The organism is Micromonospora sp. NPDC051925 (assembly GCF_044548625.1).
In the GTDB taxonomy this organism is placed as follows: Bacteria; Actinomycetota; Actinomycetes; order Mycobacteriales; family Micromonosporaceae; genus Micromonospora.
The window spans coordinates 247924-268116 of the sequence record NZ_JBIUCH010000008.1 but is presented as its reverse complement, the minus strand read 5'-3'; the positions used below and the strand labels follow the sequence as shown (position 1 = coordinate 268116).

General features: G+C 72.7%; 20 protein-coding genes. 8 read left to right on the top strand and 12 right to left on the bottom strand.

The genetic code is table 11. The features are described from left to right. Nucleotides 1-7: 7 nt before the first annotated feature. The 3 genes from ACIG87_RS13565 to ACIG87_RS13555 form a co-directional block, all read right to left on the bottom strand. Nucleotides 8-436, bottom strand: coding sequence for a PIN domain-containing protein (locus tag ACIG87_RS13565; RefSeq protein WP_396850796.1), 429 nt, complete (start codon nucleotides 434-436; stop codon nucleotides 8-10). Next, entirely contained in the window at nucleotides 433-651 is a 219-nt protein-coding gene (locus tag ACIG87_RS13560) for a type II toxin-antitoxin system VapB family antitoxin (protein WP_396850795.1), read from the bottom strand. Before ACIG87_RS13560 ends, ACIG87_RS13565 begins: the two co-directional genes overlap by 4 nt. 64 nt (nucleotides 652-715) lie before the next feature. Then, on the bottom strand, nucleotides 716-1618 hold the full coding sequence (locus ACIG87_RS13555; protein ID WP_396850794.1) for a tryptophan 2,3-dioxygenase: 903 nt from the start codon (nucleotides 1616-1618) through the stop codon (nucleotides 716-718). 144 nt (nucleotides 1619-1762) lie between these two features. Between ACIG87_RS13555 and ACIG87_RS13550 the strand changes: the two genes are divergently transcribed. The 3 genes from ACIG87_RS13550 (at nucleotide 1763) to ACIG87_RS13540 (ending at nucleotide 3748) form a co-directional block, all read left to right on the top strand. After that, complete coding sequence (locus ACIG87_RS13550; RefSeq protein WP_396850793.1) at nucleotides 1763-2233, top strand: Lrp/AsnC family transcriptional regulator; 471 nt, start codon at nucleotides 1763-1765, stop codon at nucleotides 2231-2233. 87 nt (nucleotides 2234-2320) lie between these two features. After that, complete coding sequence (locus ACIG87_RS13545; protein WP_396850792.1) at nucleotides 2321-2845, top strand: hypothetical protein; 525 nt, start codon at nucleotides 2321-2323, stop codon at nucleotides 2843-2845. 57 nt (nucleotides 2846-2902) lie between these two features. Further along, entirely contained in the window at nucleotides 2903-3748 is an 846-nt protein-coding gene (locus tag ACIG87_RS13540) for a class F sortase (protein ID WP_396850840.1), read from the top strand. Nucleotides 3749-3802: 54 nt separating this feature from the next. Here ACIG87_RS13540 and ACIG87_RS13535 read toward each other — a convergent pair whose 3' ends face one another. Continuing rightward, nucleotides 3803-4348 (bottom strand): HNH endonuclease, encoded by a 546-nt coding sequence (locus ACIG87_RS13535; protein WP_396850791.1) that lies wholly within the window; start codon nucleotides 4346-4348, stop codon nucleotides 3803-3805. A 274-nt stretch (nucleotides 4349-4622) separates the two neighbouring features. Here ACIG87_RS13535 and ACIG87_RS13530 point away from each other — a divergent pair, with 274 nt between their 5' ends. From ACIG87_RS13530 to ACIG87_RS13520, 3 genes are all read left to right on the top strand, one after another. After that, on the top strand, nucleotides 4623-5759 hold the full coding sequence (locus tag ACIG87_RS13530; protein WP_396850790.1) for a mechanosensitive ion channel family protein: 1137 nt from the start codon (nucleotides 4623-4625) through the stop codon (nucleotides 5757-5759). 354 nt (nucleotides 5760-6113) lie between these two features. Beyond that, nucleotides 6114-7481: an MFS transporter gene (locus ACIG87_RS13525; protein WP_396850789.1), complete on the top strand. Its 1368-nt coding sequence runs from the start codon at nucleotides 6114-6116 to the stop codon at nucleotides 7479-7481. Between the two features lie 87 nt (nucleotides 7482-7568). Next, complete coding sequence (locus tag ACIG87_RS13520; protein ID WP_396850788.1) at nucleotides 7569-7955, top strand: globin; 387 nt, start codon at nucleotides 7569-7571, stop codon at nucleotides 7953-7955. Nucleotides 7956-7998: 43 nt separating this feature from the next. Here ACIG87_RS13520 and ACIG87_RS13515 read toward each other — a convergent pair whose 3' ends face one another. The 4 genes from ACIG87_RS13515 to ettA all read right to left on the bottom strand — a co-directional run bounded on the left by ACIG87_RS13515 (nucleotide 7999) and on the right by ettA (nucleotide 11523). Next, nucleotides 7999-8580 (bottom strand): YbjN domain-containing protein, encoded by a 582-nt coding sequence (locus ACIG87_RS13515; protein WP_396850787.1) that lies wholly within the window; start codon nucleotides 8578-8580, stop codon nucleotides 7999-8001. 131 nt (nucleotides 8581-8711) lie between these two features. After that, nucleotides 8712-9401 (bottom strand): hypothetical protein, encoded by a 690-nt coding sequence (locus tag ACIG87_RS13510; protein ID WP_396850786.1) that lies wholly within the window; start codon nucleotides 9399-9401, stop codon nucleotides 8712-8714. Beyond that, entirely contained in the window at nucleotides 9398-9844 is a 447-nt protein-coding gene (locus ACIG87_RS13505; protein ID WP_396850785.1) for an acyl-CoA thioesterase, read from the bottom strand. The genes ACIG87_RS13510 and ACIG87_RS13505 overlap by 4 nt, the downstream gene beginning before the upstream one ends. A gap of 2 nt (nucleotides 9845-9846) precedes the next feature. Next, nucleotides 9847-11523, bottom strand: coding sequence for an energy-dependent translational throttle protein EttA (gene ettA / locus ACIG87_RS13500; RefSeq protein ID WP_396850784.1), 1677 nt, complete (start codon nucleotides 11521-11523; stop codon nucleotides 9847-9849). Nucleotides 11524-11955: 432 nt separating this feature from the next. Here ettA and ACIG87_RS13495 point away from each other — a divergent pair, with 432 nt between their 5' ends. Together ACIG87_RS13495 and otsB are read left to right on the top strand one after the other, a co-directional pair. Next, entirely contained in the window at nucleotides 11956-13356 is a 1401-nt protein-coding gene (locus ACIG87_RS13495; RefSeq protein ID WP_396850783.1) for a trehalose-6-phosphate synthase, read from the top strand. Nucleotides 13357-13397: 41 nt separating this feature from the next. Next, nucleotides 13398-15959, top strand: coding sequence for a trehalose-phosphatase (gene otsB, locus ACIG87_RS13490; protein WP_396850839.1), 2562 nt, complete (start codon nucleotides 13398-13400; stop codon nucleotides 15957-15959). Here otsB and ACIG87_RS13485 read toward each other — a convergent pair. From ACIG87_RS13485 to cobC, 4 genes are all read right to left on the bottom strand, one after another. Continuing rightward, the gene (locus ACIG87_RS13485; RefSeq protein WP_396850782.1) at nucleotides 15949-16215 is read right to left on the bottom strand and encodes a hypothetical protein; all 267 of its coding nucleotides are present in this window, start codon (nucleotides 16213-16215) and stop codon (nucleotides 15949-15951) included. The genes otsB and ACIG87_RS13485 overlap by 11 nt on opposite strands. Before the next feature lie 352 nt (nucleotides 16216-16567). Beyond that, nucleotides 16568-17857, bottom strand: a complete 1290-nt coding sequence (gene cobA, locus ACIG87_RS13480; protein WP_396850781.1) for a uroporphyrinogen-III C-methyltransferase — start codon at nucleotides 17855-17857, stop codon at nucleotides 16568-16570. Next, on the bottom strand, nucleotides 17854-18981 hold the full coding sequence (cobT, locus tag ACIG87_RS13475; protein WP_396850838.1) for a nicotinate-nucleotide--dimethylbenzimidazole phosphoribosyltransferase: 1128 nt from the start codon (nucleotides 18979-18981) through the stop codon (nucleotides 17854-17856). Before cobT ends, cobA begins: the two co-directional genes overlap by 4 nt. Continuing rightward, nucleotides 18981-20084, bottom strand: a complete 1104-nt coding sequence (gene cobC / locus ACIG87_RS13470) for an Rv2231c family pyridoxal phosphate-dependent protein CobC (protein ID WP_396850780.1) — start codon at nucleotides 20082-20084, stop codon at nucleotides 18981-18983. Before cobC ends, cobT begins: the two co-directional genes overlap by 1 nt. Nucleotides 20085-20193 lie beyond the last annotated feature (109 nt).

Here is a 20193-nt window from a genome sequence, read left to right as displayed (position 1 = left end):
AGCCCGTTCAGGACAGGGTGCCGGGCGGTGCCACCCACTCCGAACGCGGACCACCGACCTCGGCCAGCAGGTCGAAATCACGGTCGTAGTGCAGCACGGTGGCGGAGTACTCGGCGGCGGCCGCCGCCACCACGACATCCACCGGGCTGGCCGCCCGGTGGCGCCCCCGGGCGGTCACCGCCAGTTGCAGGTCACGCGCCCGGGTGGCGACCGCCGGGGTGATCGGGAGGTCGATCATCAATTCCGCCCGGCGGGCCCGCATCACCATCGCGTCGCGGAAGTCTCGGGCGCTCCGCCCGTCCTCCAGGTCGAGCGGCACACAGGTGGCAGCCAACCGCTCGACCAGGATCGATGCGATGCGCTTACCGACGGTCGGTTGCCGGAGTCGACCCCAGGCGGACGTGTCGATCAGGTACAGCCCGGCCGTGGGAGTCACGCCGCGTCCTGGGCACCACGGGGTGTCTTGTCGCCCTCGAGCAGGCCCGTCCAGTCGCGGTCGATGGAGAGCAGTTCGCGCACGGCCTCCAGCCGCTCGCCGCGCTCCGCCACCAGCCGGAGCGCAGCATGGATGGTGTCCTTCTTGCTCTTGGTGCCCAACTCCAGCCGGGCCCGTTCGAGCAGCTCATCATCAAGATCGATAACAGTCTTCACCAGACGAGTACATATCCGCCGACGATCTGTATACACGAACCCGCCGAGGCGTGTCCGCCCCTCGTCACATCGCGGTACGGGCCGACCACAGCTCCGGGAAGACCACCCGGGACATGCTGCGCTGCAACCAGGCCAGCCCGGCCGACCCACCACTGCCGACCTTGGCGCCCATGGTGCGCTGGACGGCCTTCACGTGGTTCCAGCGCCAGTCGCCGAACTGCTCGGCCACCTCGGCCAGCGCCTCACCGAGCTGCCGCAGGTGGTTGTCCGGTCCGTCGTCGTCGTAGACCGTCACCCAGGCCGCCTCGACCCGGGGATGCGGCAGGTGCTCGACGGCGACGTCCCGGGCGAGCAGGTCGGCAGGCAGGTCGTGACCGTGCCGGCCGAGCAGGGCGACCACGTCGTCCCAGAGGCTCGGCACGGCCAGCGCGGCCCGCAGCTCGTCGTACACCTGGGTCTGCCGGCGGAAGGGGCGGATCAGCGCCGGGTCGCGCAGCCCGAGCAGGAACTCCAACTGCCGGTACATCGCCGACTGGAAACCGGAGCCCTCACCGAGCAGGTTGCGGAACCGGTTGAAGTCGGCCGGGGTCATCCAGCGCAGCCCGCGCCAGGCGGCGTTGAGCCCCTCCAGGTGCAGGGCGGCGCGACGCAGCGGGGCGAGCGCCGCCCAGACCCGGTCGGCCCGCAGGTCGCGCTGGGCCTGGCGCAGCTCGTGGCAGGTCAGCCCGAAGTACAGCTCCATGATCTGGCTGACCATCAGGAAGGACATCTCGCCCGGGTCGGCACTGAGCGGCTGCTGGAGGGTGTGCAGGGTGCTGGCGTGCACGTACGCGTCGTAGGGCACCCGGTCGGTGAACTCCAGGGTGGGCTCGCCGCCGTTGCGGGCGGCCCGCGCGCTGCGCTGCCGGGGCGTCGCCGGGCGCACCGCCGGGGCCGGCGTACGCGTCCGCAGGTCCGTCTGTTCCACCGTCTCGCCTCCTCCGGATGTCTCCCCGACATGATCTCTCGGCGGACACCGCGATGGAATGCCGGTTCGACGGCGCTTCGCCCATCTCACCTTCGACACTGAAGGCCCTGGCCCGGAACGGCTTGCCGAAGGTAAGATCACCGCGTGGACGAGATGGACTGGGCGCTGCTGCGGGAGTTGCAGGCCGACGCGCGGCTGTCGTACAGCGAGCTGTCCCGGCGGGTGCACCTGTCCCCACCGGCGGTCGCCGAACGGGTCCGGCGGCTCGAGGAGTCCGGGGTGATCACCGGGTACCACGCCCACGTCGACCTGGCCCGCGCCGGCCGGGGGGTGGTGGCGCTGATCCGGATGTCCTGTTACGGCGCACGCTGCATCCTGCACGACCCGCAGGTCGTCGACTGGCCGGAGATCCGCGAGATCCACCGGATCACCGGGGACGCATGCAGCATGCTCAAGGTCGCCGCCGGCTCGATCGGGCAGTTCGAGTCGGTGATCGACCGACTCGCCCCGTACGGGCAACCGTCCAGCACGATGGTGCTCTCCAGCCCGTTGCAGTGGCATCCGGTCACCCCGTTGCCGACCGGACCGCCCGCCCCTGGTCCCCGCCACCGCTGAGTCCGGGTTTGCCCCCGGGCCAGCGGGAATGCAGGCCCGAACACCCGTCGCAGGATTCCGGCGAATCGTCGCCGGGAGGGGGGAATCATGCGGGGGCTCACTCTGCACCGTCGTGCCATCTTCGCCGTACTGGCGATGTTCGCCCTGGTCGGGGCGTTCGTCCTGGTGGCGGCCCCGCCGGCGCGGGCCGGCGAGAACACCTTCGTCGAGGTGACACCGAACAGCGCGCAGGCCGGCACCCGGGTCACCGTCCGGGCCAGCTGCGACAACGCCAACAACCAGCAGGCCACCGTGCACTCGGACGCCTTCGGGCGGGTGGTGCTGCGGCCCGACAACGGGTTCCTCAACGGCACGGTCACCATCCCGGGCAACAAGCAACCCGGGGACTACCCGGTCGACCTGCGGTGCGCCAACGGCAACACCGCCTCGACCATGCTGACCGTGCTGAACATGGCGCAGCCGAGCAAGGGTCCGGCGACCGGCGGCGGCGGGACCGCGACCGACCGGGGCCCCGGTTCGCTGCTGCTGGTCGGCGGCCTCGCCGTGGTGGCCGTGGTGGCCGGGCTCGGCGTCTTCGGCGGCAACCGCCGGCGGACCCGGCCGGGTGCCTGACCAGCCGTCACCATGACCCGCACCCGCCACCGCCGGTCCCGGCCGGCCGGCAGCCGGCTGCGGGCGGCGACCCGGCGGACCGTCCGGGCCGCCGTCCGTGGCCGGAGGGCAGCCGGCCGGGCCACCAGCCGTCTTCGCCGGGTCGCCGCCCGCTACCGCCGGGTGGTCGGCCGCTTCCGCCGGGTGGCCGGCCAGGCGTTCTCCGCCAGCGTGACCACCGCCGACCCGGTCACCCAGGCCCGTCCGGTACGCCCGGTGCCCCGGCACCCGTCGATCGGCGGCCGGTTCGCCGGGCGTGGGCCGGGCCTGCCGGTGCTGACGATCGCCGCCGTGATGCTGCTGATCGTGGCGATGCTCGGGGTGGAACGGATCACCGGGCTGAGTGTCCTGCCGGACCGGTTCATCGCCGGCCTGCGCCCACCGCCGAAGAAGTTCCCGGTGCTGTCGGGGAGCCCGCCCACCCAGATCGCCATCTCCCGGATCGACCTCCGGGCGTCGGTGCAGGAGGTCGGCATCGCCCCGGACGGCAGCATCGCCGTCCCGGACGCCACCCGCGCCCAGGAGGCCGGCTGGTACGACCAGGGGCCCACCCCCGGCCAGTACGGCCCGGCGGTGATCGTCGGGCACGTGGACACCACCACCGGGCCGGCCGTCTTCCACGGGCTCAGGGAGCTGCGCGACGGCGACGAGATCGAGGTGACCCGCGCCGATCACCAGGTGGCCGTCTTCGAGGTCGACCAGGTGCAGAGGTACGGCAAGGAGCGGTTGCCGGTCGACCAGATCTTCGGCGACTTCAGCCGCCCCAACCTGCGGCTGATCACCTGCGGCGGGCGCTGGGTCGGTGGCGGGACCGGCTACGCCGACAACGTCGTGGTGTACGCCACCCTGGTCCGGGCCCGCTGACCTGCACCGCCCCGCCCACCGCCCCGGGCCGGTCCCGCCCAGGGGCGGACCCGGTCAGGCGGCCTCGGCTTCGCGTAGCGGCTCGCGCAGGTCGAGCCAGTCCGCCCAACGCGGGTCCGGCGCGCGGTGGCCGAGCACCCGCCAGGCGGTGCCCTTCGGGGCCGCCGGCAGGCTGTGCAGTCGCCAACCCAGCTCGGCCGGGGTCTTGTCGCCCTTGGTGTGGTTGCACCGGGCACATGCGGCGACCACGTTCTCCCAGGCGTGCCGGCCACCCCGGCTGCGCGGGAAGACGTGGTCGATGGTCTCGGCCGGCCCTCGGCAGTAGGCACAACGGCCACCGTCCCGGGCGAAGATCGCCCGGCGGGAGAGCCCGACGTGGGTGCGGTAGGGCACTCGGACGAAGCGGGTCAGCCGCACCACCGACGGGACGGGGAGCGCGTCGTGGGCGCTGTGCAGGATGCCCTCGCCGTCGGCGACACAGACGGCCTTGGCGGAGAGCACCAGGATCGCGGCTCGACGCACGGACACGACACACAGCGGCTCGTAGGTGGCGTTGAGAACCAGCGCGCCGGAGCCCACCGTGGGTCGTATGTCAGGCATCGTGCTCACCCTCCCGGTCCAGCCGCTCCCACCGCTGGCTGCGCCGGTCAGCCCCCGGGCAGCGGAGGGCCACGACCGACTCCGGCGGGATCACCGTCATCCGTTGCGCCAATCGTCCCTGATCGGACCCGGGATTGCACGTACTAATCCGGGGTACTCGCCGAACCCTCCGCGCGGTGTAGGAAGATGTCCGGTTCGGCGCCGTACGATCAGGGCCGGGACGGGACGGTGGGTCGGCCGTCGGCCGTCCGGCCCACTGCGGTACGAAGACAGGGTGAGCGTCCTCAGCCTGTTGTCCATCGTCCTGCCCGCCGCCCCGAGCCCGGAACAGAGCGCCAGCGCCGGTGCGGGCGCCGACTGCCAGGGCAGCACCTCCTGCGAGTACCTGTACAAGGTGACCGGTTCGAGCTGGTTCGCCGAGGGCAGCTACTGGATCCTGCTCAAGCCGCTGCGGGTGGTGCTGATCCTGGTGCTGGCGTTCGTCGCCCGCTGGGCGCTGCACCGGACGATCAACCGGCTGGTCCGTACCACCACCGACGGGGCGGTGCCCACGCTGCTGCGTCCGCTGCGCGAGCGGGTGCCCAGCACCACGCTCGACCCGACCGAGTTCGTCCCCGAACGGCGTCGTCAGCGTGCCGAGGCGATCGGCTCGGTGCTGCGCAGCCTGGTCACCGCCTTCGTCTTCGGCATCGCCCTGCTGATGATCCTGCGCGAGTTCAGTTTCGACCTGGCCCCGCTGCTGGCCAGCGCCGGGATCGCCGGGGTGGCCCTCGGCTTCGGCGCGCAGAGCCTGGTGAAGGACCTGATCGCCGGGCTGTTCATGCTGATCGAGGACCAGTACGGCGTCGGCGACACGGTCGACCTGGGCGAGGCGACCGGGGTGGTCGAGTCGGTGGGGCTGCGGGTCACCACGGTCCGCGACGGCCGGGGGGTGCTCTGGTACATCCGCAACGGCGAGATCATCCGGGTGGGCAACAAGAGCCAGGGCTGGGCGCTGGTGGTGATCGACCTGCCGATCGGCTTCGCCGGCACCGAGGAGGCCAACGCGGTGCTGCGGACGGCCGCCGCCTCGGTGGCGATGGACCCGGAGCTGGCCGCGGAGATCGTCGAGCCGCCCGAGGTGCTCGGCGTGGAGCAGGTGACGGTCGACGGCGCGGTGATCCGCACGGTGGTCAAGACCACGGCGGAGGGGCAGTTCGCGGTCAGCCGGGAGCTGCGCCGCCGGCTCGCCGAAGCGCTGGAGAACTCGGGCATCACCGCACGGATCGCGGCCCGGTTCCATCCGGGGCTGCCGGCGGCCGGAACGACCGTCGGCCCCGCCGCCCCGACCGGCCCCGCTCCGACCGGCCCCGCTCCGACCGGCCCTGCTCCGACCGGCCCCGTCGGGACCGGGCAGGGCGGGGCCGCCTGACTCCCCTCCGTGCCGCCTCCCCGGCCGCACGAACAGGCGCGGAGGGTCGTCACCACGGGTGCCCACGGCAGGCGCGGCGGGTCGTCACCACAGGCGTACGGAACAGGCACGGAGTGTCGCCAGCACGGGCGGGCCGACCCTAAGGTCGGTGGTCGCGCACCGGCCGGCCCCTCGGGTATCGTCCGTTCGTTCAGTCGGGGATGCGACGATCGATCCGTTCGCCCTAGTCAGTTGTCAGACGATCGGGCAGAATCCGGTGCACACGTTCCCGGGAGCGTGATCGCGTCATCGCTGATTCGCGAATCTGACGACGGGGCCCGCCGGGCCATCACAAGTGGCCGGTGTCGGGGCACGATGGAGGCGACGGTGTCCGACGAGCGACCCGCCCCGGACCAACCGGCCACCTTCCGCGAGGTGTTCGGCCGGACCGAGTTCCGCGCGGTCTTCGCCGCCAGTGTCCTGTCCTGGGTCGGTGACTACGTCGCCAAGGCCGCGGTCACCGTGCTGGTCTACCAGGAGAGCAAGTCCGTCGCCCTCTCCGCCGCCGCGTTCGCGGTCAGCTACCTGCCGTGGCTGGTCGGTGGCCCGCTGCTCGCCGCGCTCGCCGAACGGTACCGATACCGGCAGGTCATGGTGACCTGCGACGTGATCCGGATGGTGCTGACCGCCCTGATCGTGCTGCCCGACCTGCCGGTCTGGGCGATCCTGGCTCTGCTCTTCGCCGCCACCCTCGCCAACCCGCCCGGCCAGGCGGCCCGATCGGCGCTGCTGCCGGCGATCCTCACCGGTGACCGGCTGGTGCTGGGGCTGTCGCTCAACGCCAGCGCCAGCCAGGCCGCGCAGGTGGTCGGCTATCTGGCCGGCGCGGCGGTCGCCACGGTCAGCCCGGCGGCGGCGCTGCTGCTCAACGCGGCCACCTTCGGCCTGTCAGCGCTGATCGTCCAGCTCGGCGTCCAGGATCGCGAGCCGACGCTGAGCGCGGCGCACCGTACCCATCTGCTGCGGGAGACCGGCGAGGGCTTCCGGATCGTCTTCGGCACCCCGGTCCTGCGGGCGATCAGCCTGCTGGTCTTCAGCGCCATGCTCTTCTCGATCGTCCCGGAGGGTCTCGCCGCGGCCTGGGCCGGGGAACGCTCCGGCAACGGCCTGGACTCCGGTGCCGCCCAGGCCGTCATCATGGCGGCCAACCCGGTCGGCTACATCGTCGGTGGCCTGCTGGTCGGCCGGTTGGTGTCACCCGCCGGCCGGCTCGCCCTGATGCGACCACTGGCGGTGCTCGCTCCGCTGGCCCTGGTGCCGGCGCTGCTGAACCCGCCGCCGGTGGTGGTCGCCCTGCTCGCGGCGGCCTGTGGTTTCGCGGTCGCCGGTCTGATCCCGACGGCGAACGGCCTCTTCGTCCGGGCCCTGCCCAACGGCTACCGGGCCCGCGCCTTCGGCGTGATGGCGACCGGAATCCAGGTGATCCAGGGTGGTGCGGTGCTGGTCACCGGCCTGCTCGCCGACCGCTTCTCGGTGCCGATGGTGGTCGGGGTGTGGAGCGCCGCAGGAGTGCTGCTGATGCTGGTCACCGCGCTGCGGTGGCCGGATCGGGCGACCGTCGACGCCGCCGTGACGGCCGCCGACCTGGCCAACACCGCCGCCCGGCCGCAGCCGGACAACCCGCCCGAGACGGCGGCGACGGGGGCCGGCGAGCGGGCCGGCCACCAGCATGCTGTGACGTGATCGGCCGGTGGGCGGCGGTCGCGGCACCGCCACACCTGGCAGGATGGAACGGTGAATCCCGCAGGCGAGCCCCGGCCCGTTCCGTCGATGACCTTCTTCGAAGCGGTCGGTGGTGAACCCACCTTCCGCAGGTTGGTCGACAGGTTCTACGCCGGTATCGCCACCGACCCGCTGCTGCGGCCGATGTACCCGGAGGACGACCTCGGGCCGGCCGCCGAGCGGATGACGCTCTTCCTGATGCAGTACTGGGGTGGCCCGAACACCTACTCCGCCCAGCGGGGGCACCCCCGGCTGCGGATGCGACACGCGCCGTTCCGGATCGGCCCGGCCGAGCGGGACGCGTGGCTGCGTCACATGCGCCGGGCGGTGGACGAGCTGGACCTGCCGCCGGAGACCGCCACCGCCCTCTGGGACTACCTGGAGCGGTCGGCCTACTTCATGGTCAACGTGATGGAGGACCCGGCCGCCGGCTGACGCGGGCGCCCACGCCACCGGGCGCGGGACGCCGGCCGCCCGCTCAGAGCAGGGCACCCTCGTCGTGCAACCAGTCGACGAAGGTGGTCGCCACGGCCGCCCCGCAGTCCAGCATCTCCACCAGCAGCGCATCGTGCGCCCCGGCACCGAGCGGCACCTGCAACTCGGCGTAGATGGGCAGCTGACCGCGTTCGGTGGGATCACCGACGTAGGCCTTGCAGAACCGGCGGGTGTGGTTCCACTCGTTGACCACCCGGTAGGCCCGGTCGGCCCAGTCCGGCGGGACGGTCGCGTGTGGACGGGCCCGCATCACCAGGATCTCGTCCTCCGGGCCTTCGAGGGTGACCAGCACCGCGTGCCGTTCCCACATGGCCAGCAGGTTGCCGTCGCCGTCGGCCAGGTAACGCACGTCGAGCAGGTCGAGCGCGTCACAGACCCGGGCCAGGGTGACCGGTGCCACGGAGACTGGCCGGTCGGTCACGGCGGGCCGCTCCGTGACAGGGCAGTCGTCCGCCGGTTGGCGGGGGGCCGGTGGCCCCACCCGGACACTGTCCACCGTGACCCCGCTTCGAGTTTCCGGGTCGCCGCCAGCGGCGGGACCAGGGCGCCATGACCACCACGGCATCGCTCGCGCACCTCACTCCCCAGCGGATCCAATCGCCTACGGTGCGTTGGATCCGAGGATGGACGGTACCCGGACAGCCGGGTTGAGGCACCCCCCCAACGGCAGCACCAAACCGGAAGAATGAGCCGGGGTCATACTTTCGGCTGATCCCGCGCCGGACGAATTGCGAGATCCGAAACTTTCCGCGACCAGGCGGCTCCGTATGGTCCCACCAGGCCGACCCAGCGGCCGGCCACCCGGACCTGGACCTCCCCCGCTCCGGCGGCCTCGACCGAGCCGAGGAAGCCCATCCGGACCAGGCCCTGCACCAGTCGTTGGGTGATCTCCACCGGCTCGGTCGGATCGGCGTCCGGGGTGACGGTCACCGCGACGTGGTCGAGCAACGCGTCCCGCAGCACCCGCTGCCCCACCGCCCGACCGCGTACCCCCTCGGTGGCCGCCGTGCGCAGGGTGCCCGCCGCGGCCTCGGCGATCCGCCGCAGCTCGGCGGCGGGCAGCACCTCGACCGGTCGGCTCGCCACCGGTGGCAACGGCCACCGCCACCGCTCGTCCCGGCCGGGCGGGAGAGTGGTGTCGGCGGACGCCAGTCGGGCCAGCAGTTCGGCCGCCACCACGGTGACGTCGGTCGGGACGAGGCCGGCGACCGTCCGGACCACCAGCACGTCCCAGGGCAGCCGGGCCCAGAGCGCGGTACGGCCGACGTCGGTCGACGGGCGCAACCGGACCACCGCGGCCGGGTCGAAGCGCACCAGCCGGGCGAGGAAGGGCCCCGCGTCGGCGGTGTCCCCGCGCTCCGGGCCGGCGGCCGACCCGCCGCTCACGCCGTCCCGCCGACCACGGCCCACGACTCCAGGAAGGCCCGTTCGTCGTCGCTGATCCGCCGGGGCCGCTTCTCGACCAGGTCGAACGGGACCAGTACCGAACGGGCGGTGCTGGCCAGCACGTCGCCGTCGTACAGCTCGTAGGCGACGGTGAACGAGGCGGCCCGGATCCGCTCCACCCACAGCTCGATCCGGACGGTCGGTGCGGCCTCGGCGGTGGCCCGGCCGAGCGCGTAGTCGACCGGCCGCAGGTAGTCGACCTCGTGCCGCCGGATGACGACCCCGTCGGCGAACGAGCCGACCCCCCACGCCTTGCCGCCGGCGAACATCAACGCCACCCGCGCCTCCTCGTACAGGGTGAGGAAGCGCGAGTTGTTGACGTGGCCGTACGCGTCCAGGTCGGACCAGCGCAGGGTGCAGTGGTAGACGAAACGGTCCGCCATGCTCAGTCGCGGGTCAGCTTGCGGTAGGTCACCCGGTGCGGGCGGGCCGCCTCGACGCCGAGCCGGTCGATCTTGTTCTTCTCGTACGCGTCGAAGTTGCCCTCGAACCAGAACCACTTCGCCGGGTTCTCGTCGTCGCCCTCCCAGGCCAGGATGTGGGTGGCGACCCGGTCGAGGAACATCCGGTCGTGGGAGATCACCACGGCGCAGCCGGGGAACTCCAGCAGAGCGTTCTCCAGGCTGGACAGCGTCTCGACGTCCAGGTCGTTGGTCGGCTCGTCGAGCAGGATGACGTTGCCGCCGATCTTCAGGGTCAGCGCCAGGTTGAGCCGGTTGCGCTCGCCACCGGAGAGCACCTTGGTCGGCTTCTGCTGGTCTGGCCCCTTGAAGCCGAACGCGGCGATGTACGCCCGCGACGGCATCTCGACCTTGCCGACCATCAGGTAGTCGAGGCCGTCGGAGACGACCTCCCAGACGGTCTTGTCACCGTCGAGGCCCTGCCGGTTCTGGTCGACGTACGACAGCGAGACCGTGGGGCCGACCCGGACCTCGCCGCTGGTCGGCTGCTCCGGCCCGACGATGGTCTTGAACAGGGTGGTCTTGCCCACACCGTTCGGGCCGATGATGCCGACGATGCCGTTACGCGGCAGCGAGAACGACAGGTTGTCGATCAGCAGCCGGTCCCCGAAGCCCTTGCTGAGCTGCTGCGCCTCGATGACCGTGCTGCCCAGGCGCGGGCCCGGCGGGATCTGGATCTCCTCGAAGTCCAGCTTGCGGGTCTTCTCCGCCTCGGTGGCCATCTCGTCGTAGCGGTCCAGGCGGGCCTTGGACTTGGTCTGCCGGGCCTTGGCGTTGGAACGGACCCACTCCAGTTCCTCGGTAAGGCGCTTCTTCATCTTGGCGTCGCGCCGGCCCTCGACGGCCAGCCGGGCGGCCTTTTTCTCCAGGTAGGTGGAGTAGTTGCCCTCGTAGCCGATGGCCCGACCGCGGTCCAGTTCCAGGATCCAGCCGGCCACCTTGTCCAGGAAGTACCGGTCGTGGGTGATCGCCATGACGGTGCCGGCGTACTTGGCCAGGTGCTGCTCCAGCCAGGAGACGCTCTCCGCGTCCAGGTGGTTGGTGGGCTCGTCGAGCAGCAGCAGGTCGGGGGCCTCCAGCAGCAGCTTGCACAGCGCGACCCGGCGGCGTTCCCCACCGGAGAGCTGGGTGACGTCGGCGTCCGGCGGCGGGCAGCGCAGCGCGTCCATGGCCAGTTCGAGCTTGGAGTCGATGTCCCAGGCGTCGAGGTGGTCCAGTTCCTCTTGGAGCCGACCCATCTCCTCCATCAGCTCGTCGGAGTAGTCGGTGGCCATCTGCTCGGCGATGGCGTTGAACCGCTCCAGCTTGGCCTTGGTCTCGGCGACCGCCTCCTCGACGTTGCCGAGCACGGTCTTGGCGTCGTTGAGCGGGGGCTCCTGGGCGAGCATGCCGACGGTGTAGCCGGGCATCAGCCGGGCCTCGCCGTTGCTCGGCTTGTCCAGCCCTGCCATGATCTTGAGCAGGCTGGACTTGCCGGCGCCGTTCGGGCCGACCACACCGATCTTGGCCCCCGGCAGGAAGCTCAGCGTCACGTTGTCGAGCACGACCTTGTCGCCGTGCGCCTTGCGCGCCTTTTCCAGGACGTAGATGTACTGGGCCACGGTGCGGGCTACCTCCGTCGGTTGCTGTCGCCTTGGGCGGCGGCACGGCGCGGGCTGCGACTTCGCCCGCCGCCGCCGGCCGGGAGCCGGCCGCACGCACGCCACCGTCAATCCTGACAGGTACGGCCCGCCGCGCCCACATCACCCCGCCCCGGCAGTACGCGTGGCGGGTCGACGCCGGACGTCGCCCCCACCCGCGCCGTGCCGGTCACGAGGGCCGCGGTCGCGGCGGACGGGTGGGCGCCGCCCGCTGGCCGTCACCCGGGCGATGGCCGATCATCGACCTCATGAGCAGGCGATGTCGACAAGATCACGCTGCGGGTTCAGCCACCGTGGGACGGGTAGGTAACTGCGGCACGGGGTCCCAGACGCCGCAGCTACGCTCAGTACGCTCATCGCGGTGGACCCGTCAGCACCCGGAGGTGGCCGATCGTGACCGTCCGTAGCTCCTTTGTCGTTGTGGCCAACCGACTGCCGGTCGACGAGGTGAGCACACCCGAGGGACGGCAGTGGCGACGCAGCCCAGGCGGGCTGGTAACCGCGCTGCACCCCGTCCTCGCCGAGCATCGGGGCACCTGGGTCGGCTGGGCCGGTGGCACCGGCGCCGCCCCGGAGCCGTTCGACCTGGAGGGTATCCGACTGCATCCGGTGCCGTTGAGCGCCGAGGAGTTGGAACGTTACTACGAGGGCCAGTCCAACGCGACCATCTGGCCGCTCTACCACGACGCCGTCGAGACACCCGCCTACAAGCGCCGCTGGCGTGAGGCGTACCGGCTGGTCAACGCCCGGTTCGCGGAGGCCGCGGCGGACGTCGCGGCCGAGGGGGCGACGGTCTGGGTGCAGGACTACCAGCTCCAGCTGGTCCCGGCGATGCTGCGCGAGCTGCGTCCGGACCTGAAGATCGGCTTCTTCCTGCACATCCCGTTCCCGCCGATCGAACTGTTCATGCAGATGCCGTTCCGCACCGAGATCCTGCGCGGCCTGCTCGGCAGCGACCTGGTCGGCTTCCAGCAGCGGCTGGCCGCGCAGAACTTCGTCCGGCTGGCCCGGCACCTGCTCGGCCTGCGCTACGAGGGCCAGATGATCCAGGTCGACGGGCGGCAGGTGAAGGCCGGCGCGTTCCCGATCTCGATCGAGACCAAGGAGATGGAGCGGCTGGCCGAGGACCCGGCGATCCAGGCGCGGGCCAAGCAGATCCGCGAGGAGCTGGGCAACCCGAAGACGATCATCCTGGGCGTGGACCGGCTCGACTACACCAAGGGCATCGAACTTCGCCTCAAGGCCTTCCGCGAACTCCTCGCTGACGGAAAGTTGACAGTTCCGGACGCGGTTATGGTGCAGGTCGCCACGCCCAGCCGGGAGCGGGTCGAGCACTACCAGGCACTTCGCGTCAAGGTGGAGCGCGAGGTTGGTCGGATTAATGGCGAATTCGGCAGGGTCGGCGTGCCTGCGGTGCATTATCTGCATCAGTCGTACAGTCGCTCCGAACTGGCCGCGATGTACGTCGCGGCCGACGTGATGATGGTGACCCCGCTGCGAGACGGAATGAACCTGGTGGCCAAGGAGTACGTCGCATCGCGCGCCGACCAGGGCGGTGCGCTCGTGCTCAGCGAGTTCGCCGGCGCCGCCACCGAGCTGCGTCAGGCGTTCCTGTGCAATCCGCACGACCCCGACGCCGTCAAGGACGCTCTCCTGCGGGCTGTACACGTAGAGAAGCCGGAGGCCCGTCGACGCATGCGGATCATGCAACGTCATTTGCGCACCCACGATGTGGGGCACTGGGCGAAATCCTTTTTGACCGAATTGGGCGCGTCGGGGACGGAGGCCGAGTGAACGCCCCCACCGCCGAGATCATCACCCCCGCCGCCGGGACGATGGACCCGGAGCTGCTCGCCGCGATCGGACGGATCGCCCGCGTGCCACAGCTCCTGGTCGCCTGCGACTACGACGGCACGCTCGCCCCGATCGTCGAGGACCCGAGCAAGGCCGTGCCGCTGCCCGAGTCGGTCGCCGCCGTCCGGGCGCTGGCCGCGCTGCCGCAGACCACCGTCGCGGTGGTCTCCGGGCGCGCGCTGCGCGACCTGGCCGCGCTGTCCCGGCTGCCCAGCGAGGTCCACCTCGTCGGCAGCCACGGCTCCGAGTTCGACATCGGCTTCGTCGAGCGGCTCTCCCCCGAGCTGGTCGCGGTCCGCACCCGGCTGCGCGACGCGCTGCGCGAGATCGCCGCCGCCCACCCCGGGGTACGGCTGGAACGCAAGCCGGCCAGCGTCGCGGTGCACACCCGCGGGGTCGACCCGCAGGTCGCCGCCGCCGCCGTCGAGGCGGTCCGCAAGGGGCCGGCCAAGTGGGACGACGTCACCGTCACCCAGGGCAAGGAGGTCATCGAGCTGTCGGTGGTCGCCACCCACAAGGGCACCGCGGTCGACCAGCTCCGTACCCAGCTCTCGGCCAGCGCGGTGCTCTTCATCGGCGACGACGTCACCGACGAGAACGCCTTCGGCAACCTGCACGGCCCCGACCTCGGCATCAAAATCGGCCCCGGCGACACCCAGGCGCACTACCGGGTGGCCGAGCCGATCGAGGCGGCCCGCGCACTCGGCCTGCTGCTGGAGACCCGCCGGCACTGGCTCTTCGGCGAGCGGGCGGTGCCGATCGAACGGCACTCGATGCTGGCCAACGGTCGTACCGTCGCCCTGCTCACCCCCGAGGCCAAGGTCAGCTGGCTCTGCCACCCCAAGCCCGACTCGGCGGCGATCTTCGCCGACCTGGTCGGCGGCAGCCCGGCCGGGCACTTCACGGTCGGGCCGGAGCGCGGCGGCATCCCGCTGGGCCAGCGCTACCGCAGCGGCACGATGACCGTGGAGACCCGCTGGTCGGGGCTCACCGTCACCGACTGGCTGGACCTGCCCGCCCGGGAGACCACCCCGGACGGCCCGGCGATCATCACCGGCGACTCCACCCTGGTCCGGGTGCTCACCGGTTCCGGGCGGGCCCGGATCGAGTTCGCCCCGCGCCCCGAGTTCGGTCAGGTCGCCACCCAACTCCAGCCGATGGACGACGGCCTGCTGGTGCTCGGCTCCAACGAACCCGTCGCGCTCTACTCCCCCGGGGTGTCGTGGCAGGTCCGCAAGGACGGCGGGTACGAGACCGCGCACGCCGTGGTCGACCTCTCCGCCTACGGCGGCCAGGTGGTGCTGGAACTGCGCTTCGGCACGCACAGCCTGGAGGACCACGCGGTCGCCATCCACGACCGGCAGATCAAGGCAGAGCAGCCCTGGAAGGACTGGGTGGCCTCGCTGCGGCTGCCCGCCACCGCCCGGGACCTGGTCGCCCGCAGCGCGCTCACCCTGCGCGGGCTCTGCCACGAGGCGACCGGCTCGATCCTCGCGGCGGCGACCACCTCGCTACCGGAGGAACTGGGCGGCGTCCGCAACTGGGACTACCGGTACTGCTGGCTGCGGGACGCGTCGATGACCGCGCGGGCCCTGGTCGACCTCGGCTCGATCGAGGAGGCCGAGGCGCTGCTGCGCTGGGTGGACGGCTGCATCGAGCGCACCGGCGGGCACCCCGAGCGGCTGCACCCGCTCTACACGGTGGACGGCTACGAACTGGGTGCCGAGGCGGTCATCGACACCCTGCCCGGCTATGCCGGCTCCCGGCCGGTCCGGGTCGGCAACCTCGCCAACCACCAGCTCCAGCTGGATGTCTTCGGCCCGATCGCCGACCTGATCGCGGCCGTCGCCGACGCCCGGGGCTCGGTCCGCGACGACGAGTGGCGGGTGCTGGACAACATGGTCGAGGCGGTCCGTCGCCGCTGGCACGAGCCCGACCACGGCATCTGGGAGGCCCGCCTCCCACCCCGGCACCACATCTTCTCGAAGGTGATGTGCTGGATGACCGTCGACCGGGCCCTGCACGTGGTGCGCCAACACGACGGCGCGGACCGGCCGGAGTGGGTGGAGCTGCGCGACCGGATCGGCGCCAACGTGCTGGAGAACGGCTGGCACGAGGAGGTCGAGGCGTACAGCGTCGCGTACGGCGACGAGGACATGGACGCCTCCTCGCTCTGGATCGGCCTGTCCGGCCTGCTCCCGGGCGACGACCCGCGCTTCCTCTCCACCGTGCTCAAGATCGAGGCCGATCTGCGCAGTGGTCCGGTCGTCTACCGGTACCACTGGGACGACGGCCTGCCCGGCCGGGAGGGCGGCTTCCACATCTGCACGGCGTGGCTGATCGAGGCGTACCTGCGCACCGGTCGGCGCACCGACGCGGAGGAGCTGTTCGCCCAGATGGTCGACACCGCCGGCCCGACCGGACTGCTCCCCGAGCAGTACGACCCGCTCGCCGAACGCGGCCTGGGCAACCACCCGCAGGCGTACAGCCACCTCGGCCTGATCCGCTGCGCCCTGCTGCTGGACAACATGCTCAAGCAGTGACCTGAACGGCACCGACGACGGCCGGGAGGATCCTTTCCCGGCCGTCGTCGCGTTCGTACCGGCCGTCGCCGCCCGGCCCCGCCCCCACGCCGCCCTCCGCCGCCACACCGTCCTGCATCGCCACGCCGCCCTCCGCCGCCACACCGCCCTGCATCGCCACACCGTCCTGCTGATCGCCGCCCTGGCCTGCGGTAGCCGCCCCGGGCCCGACGGTCACCGCCGCGGCTCTTTCGGGCACGAGGACGAGGCCCGGCATCCTGTGGCGGGTTCCAGAGCTGACGTTCGCGTGCTTTGGAGCTGATGACGTAGACGATTCACCGCACTGCTCCTGCCCGCGACGAAGGTGCGCGGGAGCGATTCGTTGACGTCATCAGGTCCAAAGGGTCCGCGCACGGTCATAGTCCGCCGGCCGGCACTGCTCGTCGCTGCTGCCCGTCGCCGCACCTCGCCCGGGCCGAGGACGGGTCGCGCGGAGCCGCGACCCGCCAACCGGACGCCCCGACGCAGGACCGCCGCACACATGGCAGGCAGACCCACGAAAAGCAGACACGCCGGCAGGCGGCAGGCAGGCGGCAGGCAGGCAGGCGGCAGAACCCTGGCCCCGGCGGTCAGGTGGTGAGGGCGTCGACCACGTCGCCGATCACCACGATGGCCGGCGGGCGCAGGCCGGCCTCGACCACGTCCGCCGCCACCGCGCCGAGCGTCGACCGTAGGCTCCGCTGCCCGCCGGTGGTGCCCTCCTGGATCACCGCGACCGGGGTGGCCGCGTCCCGGCCGTGCCGGGTCAGGGTGGCGGTGATGGCGGCCAGGTTCTTCAGCCCCATCAACACCACGAGGGTGCCGCGCAGCCCGGCGAGGGCCTCCCAGCGCACCAGGGAGGCCGGCGAGTCCGGGGCGACGTGCCCGGAGACCACCGTGAACTCGTGCGCCACCGCCCGGTGGGTGACCGGGACACCGGCCACCGCCGGCACGGCGATCGCGCTGCTCACCCCCGGCACCACCGTCACCGGCACGCCGGCCGCCGCGCACGCCAGCAGTTCCTCACCGCCGCGCCCGAAGACGTACGGGTCGCCGCCCTTGAGCCGGACCACGACCTTCCCGGCGAGTGCCCGGTCGACCAGGATCCGGTTGATCTCCTCCTGGGCGCGGGACGGCCCGTAGGGGATCTTGGCGGCGTCGACCAGCTCCACGTCGGGGCGCAGTTCGTCCAGGAGCAACCCGGGCACCAGCCGGTCGGCGACCACCACGTCCGCCTCGGTGAGCAGCCGCCAACCCTTCACGGTGATCAGCTCCGGGTCACCCGGCCCCGCGCCGACCAGCGACACCCGCCCGACCGGACCACCGGGAAGGGCCTCCCCGCTTCCCAGCCCGGCCGGTACCGGACCCTGCGCGCCCGCGCCGGCCCCGACCACCACGGTCTCCCCCGGATCGGCGAGCAGCCCGGTCCGTGCGGTGAGCAGTTCCCGGACGGCGTCCCGGACACTCATCGCCCGGTGCGGGTCGCCCCCGCCCAACACGGCCACCGTCACCGGCCCGTGCCGGGTGACCGCCGGGGTCCAGGCGGTGGCCGCCGCCCGGTCGTCGGCCCGTACGCAGAAGATCCGCCGTTCGTCGGCGACGGCGCTGACCGAGGCGGCGGCGACCGGATCGTCCACCGCGACCTGCACCAGCCACGCCCCGTCCAGGTCGTCGGCGGCGAACCGGCGGGGCTGCCAGCGCAGCCGTCCGGCGTCGACGTGCGCACGCAGCGCCGGGGTCACCTCGGGGGAGACGAGCAGGACGTCGGCACCGGCGTCCAACAGGGCGGGCACCCGACGGCTGGCCACGGCTCCACCACCCACCACGACCACCCGCCGCCCGGCGAGCCGCAGGCCGAGGGGGTACGGATTGGCGCTCACTTCTCGGAGACTCCCGCCGCGTCGAAGGTGGCCACCTCGTGCAGCACCCGGACCGCGCCGGTGACCACCGGCAACGCCAGCAGCGCACCGGTGCCCTCACCGAGGCGCAGGCCCAGGTCGACCAGCGGGTCGAGGCCGAGGTGGCGCAGTGCCACGGTGGCGCCCGGCTCGGCGGAACGGTGGCCGGCGATCATCGCGCCGACCGCGTCGGGGGCGAGGGCGGCGGCGACCAACGCGGCGCTGGCCGCGATCACCCCGTCGAGCAGCACCGGCACCCGGCGGGCGGCCGCGCCGAGGATCAGGCCGGCCAGCGCGGCGTGCTCCAGGCCACCGACGGCGGCCAGCACCCCCAGCGGATCGGCTGGGTCGGGCCGGTGCCGGTCCAGCGCCGTCCGCACCACGCCGACCTTGCGCCGGTACGTCTCGTCGTCCACCCCGGTCCCCCGGCCGGTCGCCTCGGCCGGGTCCACCCCGGTGAGCGCGGCGATCAGCGCGGCGGACGGCGTGGTGTTGGCGATCCCCATGTCCCCGGTGATCAGCACGCCCGCCCCGGCGTCGATCAGCTCACCGGCGATCCGGATGCCGGTCTCCACCGCCGTCCGCGCCTCGTCGAGGGTGAGCGCGGCGGTGACCGTCATGTCCCGGGTGCCCCGCCGTACGTTCGCGTCGACCAGGCGCGGCAGCATCCGGTCGACACCGGTCGGGCTTGCGGTCGGGTGCCCGGTGGGGTCTACGGCCGGGCTTGCGGTCGGGTCGGGTGGGAAGGGCAGCGGGGTGGCCACGCCGACGTCGACCACGGTGACCGTGGCGCCGGCCTGCCGGGCGAACGCGTTGACCACCGCCCCGCCGGCCAGGAAGTTCCCGATCATCTGGGCGGTGACCTCCTGCGGCCACGGGGTGACCCGCTGGGCGTGCACGCCGTGGTCACCGGCGAAGATCGCCACCGCCGCCGGTTCGGGCAGCGGGGGCGGGCAGACCCCCGCCACTCCGGCCAGGCGGACGGACAGCTCCTCCAGGGCACCGAGGGAGCCGGCCGGCTTGGTGAGCCGGGCCTGGAGGTCCCGGGCGGCCGTCATCGCCGACCCGTCGAGCGGACCGATCGCCGCGATCGTCGTCTCCAGCATCATGCCTCCAGGATCTCCGCCAGTACCTCGATGAACGCGTCGGTGGTCGCCGGGTCGCGCACGGCGATCCGCAGCCAGTCCGGCCCCAGCCCGGGGAAGGTGTCGCCGCGTCGGACGGCCCAGCCGCGCTCGCGCAGCGCCTGGCGTACCCGGTCGGCGCCGGGTCGGTGGATCAGGACGAAGGCGCTGGCCGGGCGGCCCGCTACGCGTACCCCGGGCAGGGCCGACAGGCGGCTCACCAGGTGGTCGCGGTCGGCGACGAGCCGGGCGGCGATGGCGCGCTCGGCCGCGACGGCGGTCGGCGACGCGACGGCGGTGGCGGCGGCCAGCGCCGGGGTGGAGACGGCCCAGAGCGGCTGGGCGGCGGCCAGCCGGTCCAGCAGCGCGGCCTCGCCGAGCAGGTAGCCGATCCGCAGACCGGCCAGCCCCCAGGTCTTGGTGAGGCTGCGCACCACCACCAGGCCGGGCAGGTCACGACGACCGGCCAGCGACTCCGGTTCACCGGGGACACCGGGTACGCCGGTGGTGTCGGCGAACGCCTCGTCGACGACGAGCACCCGGCCGGGCCGGGCCAGCGCGGCCAGGTCGGCGGCGGGGTGCAGCACGGAGGTCGGGTTGGTCGGGTTGCCGATCATGACCAGGTCGGCGTCGGCCGGCACCCGGGCCGGGTCGAGCCGGAAGTCGTCGGCCGGGTCGAGCAGCACCCGCCCGACCCGGTGACCGGCGGCCCGCAGCGCGGCCTCCGGCTCGGTGAACTGCGGGTGCACCACCACCGGTCGGCGTACCCCGGTCAGCGCGCGGGCGAGCAGCACGAAGCCCTCGGCGGCACCGGCGGTGAGCAGCACCTCCGCCGACGGACGACCGTGCCGGGCGGCGACGGCGGCGCGGGCCGGCCGGGGGTCGGGGTAGCCGGCCAGGTCGGCGAGGGCGGCGGTGAGCGGGGCGGCCAGCCAGTCCGGCATCGGGTCCCGGCGGACGTTGACGGCCAGGTCGACCAGGCCGGGGGTCGCCTCGGCGTCCCCGTGATGGGCCAGATCCGGCTCGGTGCCGGTGACCGACCCGCCGCCAGTGGCCGGCCCGGTGCCGGTCAGTTGCCCATGCATGACCGCGATCCTGCCGGGAAGCCGCCGCGTGGGACAGCGGATCACGGCGTGGGCCACATCACGGCGCTCGATCACCGCCGAGGCGTTCATGAATTCTTCTCATGGACGT

Bases quoted from the DNA above. Each gene is read 5' to 3' on its own strand.
- ACIG87_RS13485 (WP_396850782.1), bottom strand. From the start codon at position 16,215: ATGCCGGGCCTCGTCCTCGTGCCCGAAAGAGCCGCGGCGGTGACCGTC.
- ACIG87_RS13520 (WP_396850788.1), top strand. From the start codon at position 7,569: ATGACCTTCTTCGAAGCGGTCGGTGGTGAACCCACCTTCCGCAGGTTG.
- ACIG87_RS13505 (WP_396850785.1), bottom strand. From the start codon at position 9,844: ATGGCGGACCGTTTCGTCTACCACTGCACCCTGCGCTGGTCCGACCTG.
- cobT (WP_396850838.1), bottom strand. From the start codon at position 18,981: ATGCTGGAGACGACGATCGCGGCGATCGGTCCGCTCGACGGGTCGGCG.
- ACIG87_RS13515 (WP_396850787.1), bottom strand. From the start codon at position 8,580: ATGCCGTGGTGGTCATGGCGCCCTGGTCCCGCCGCTGGCGGCGACCCG.
- ACIG87_RS13535 (WP_396850791.1), bottom strand. From the start codon at position 4,348: ATGCCTGACATACGACCCACGGTGGGCTCCGGCGCGCTGGTTCTCAAC.
- otsB (WP_396850839.1), top strand. From the start codon at position 13,398: ATGGACCCGGAGCTGCTCGCCGCGATCGGACGGATCGCCCGCGTGCCA.
- cobC (WP_396850780.1), bottom strand. From the start codon at position 20,084: ATGCATGGGCAACTGACCGGCACCGGGCCGGCCACTGGCGGCGGGTCG.
- ACIG87_RS13545 (WP_396850792.1), top strand. From the start codon at position 2,321: ATGCGGGGGCTCACTCTGCACCGTCGTGCCATCTTCGCCGTACTGGCG.
- ACIG87_RS13525 (WP_396850789.1), top strand. From the start codon at position 6,114: ATGGAGGCGACGGTGTCCGACGAGCGACCCGCCCCGGACCAACCGGCC.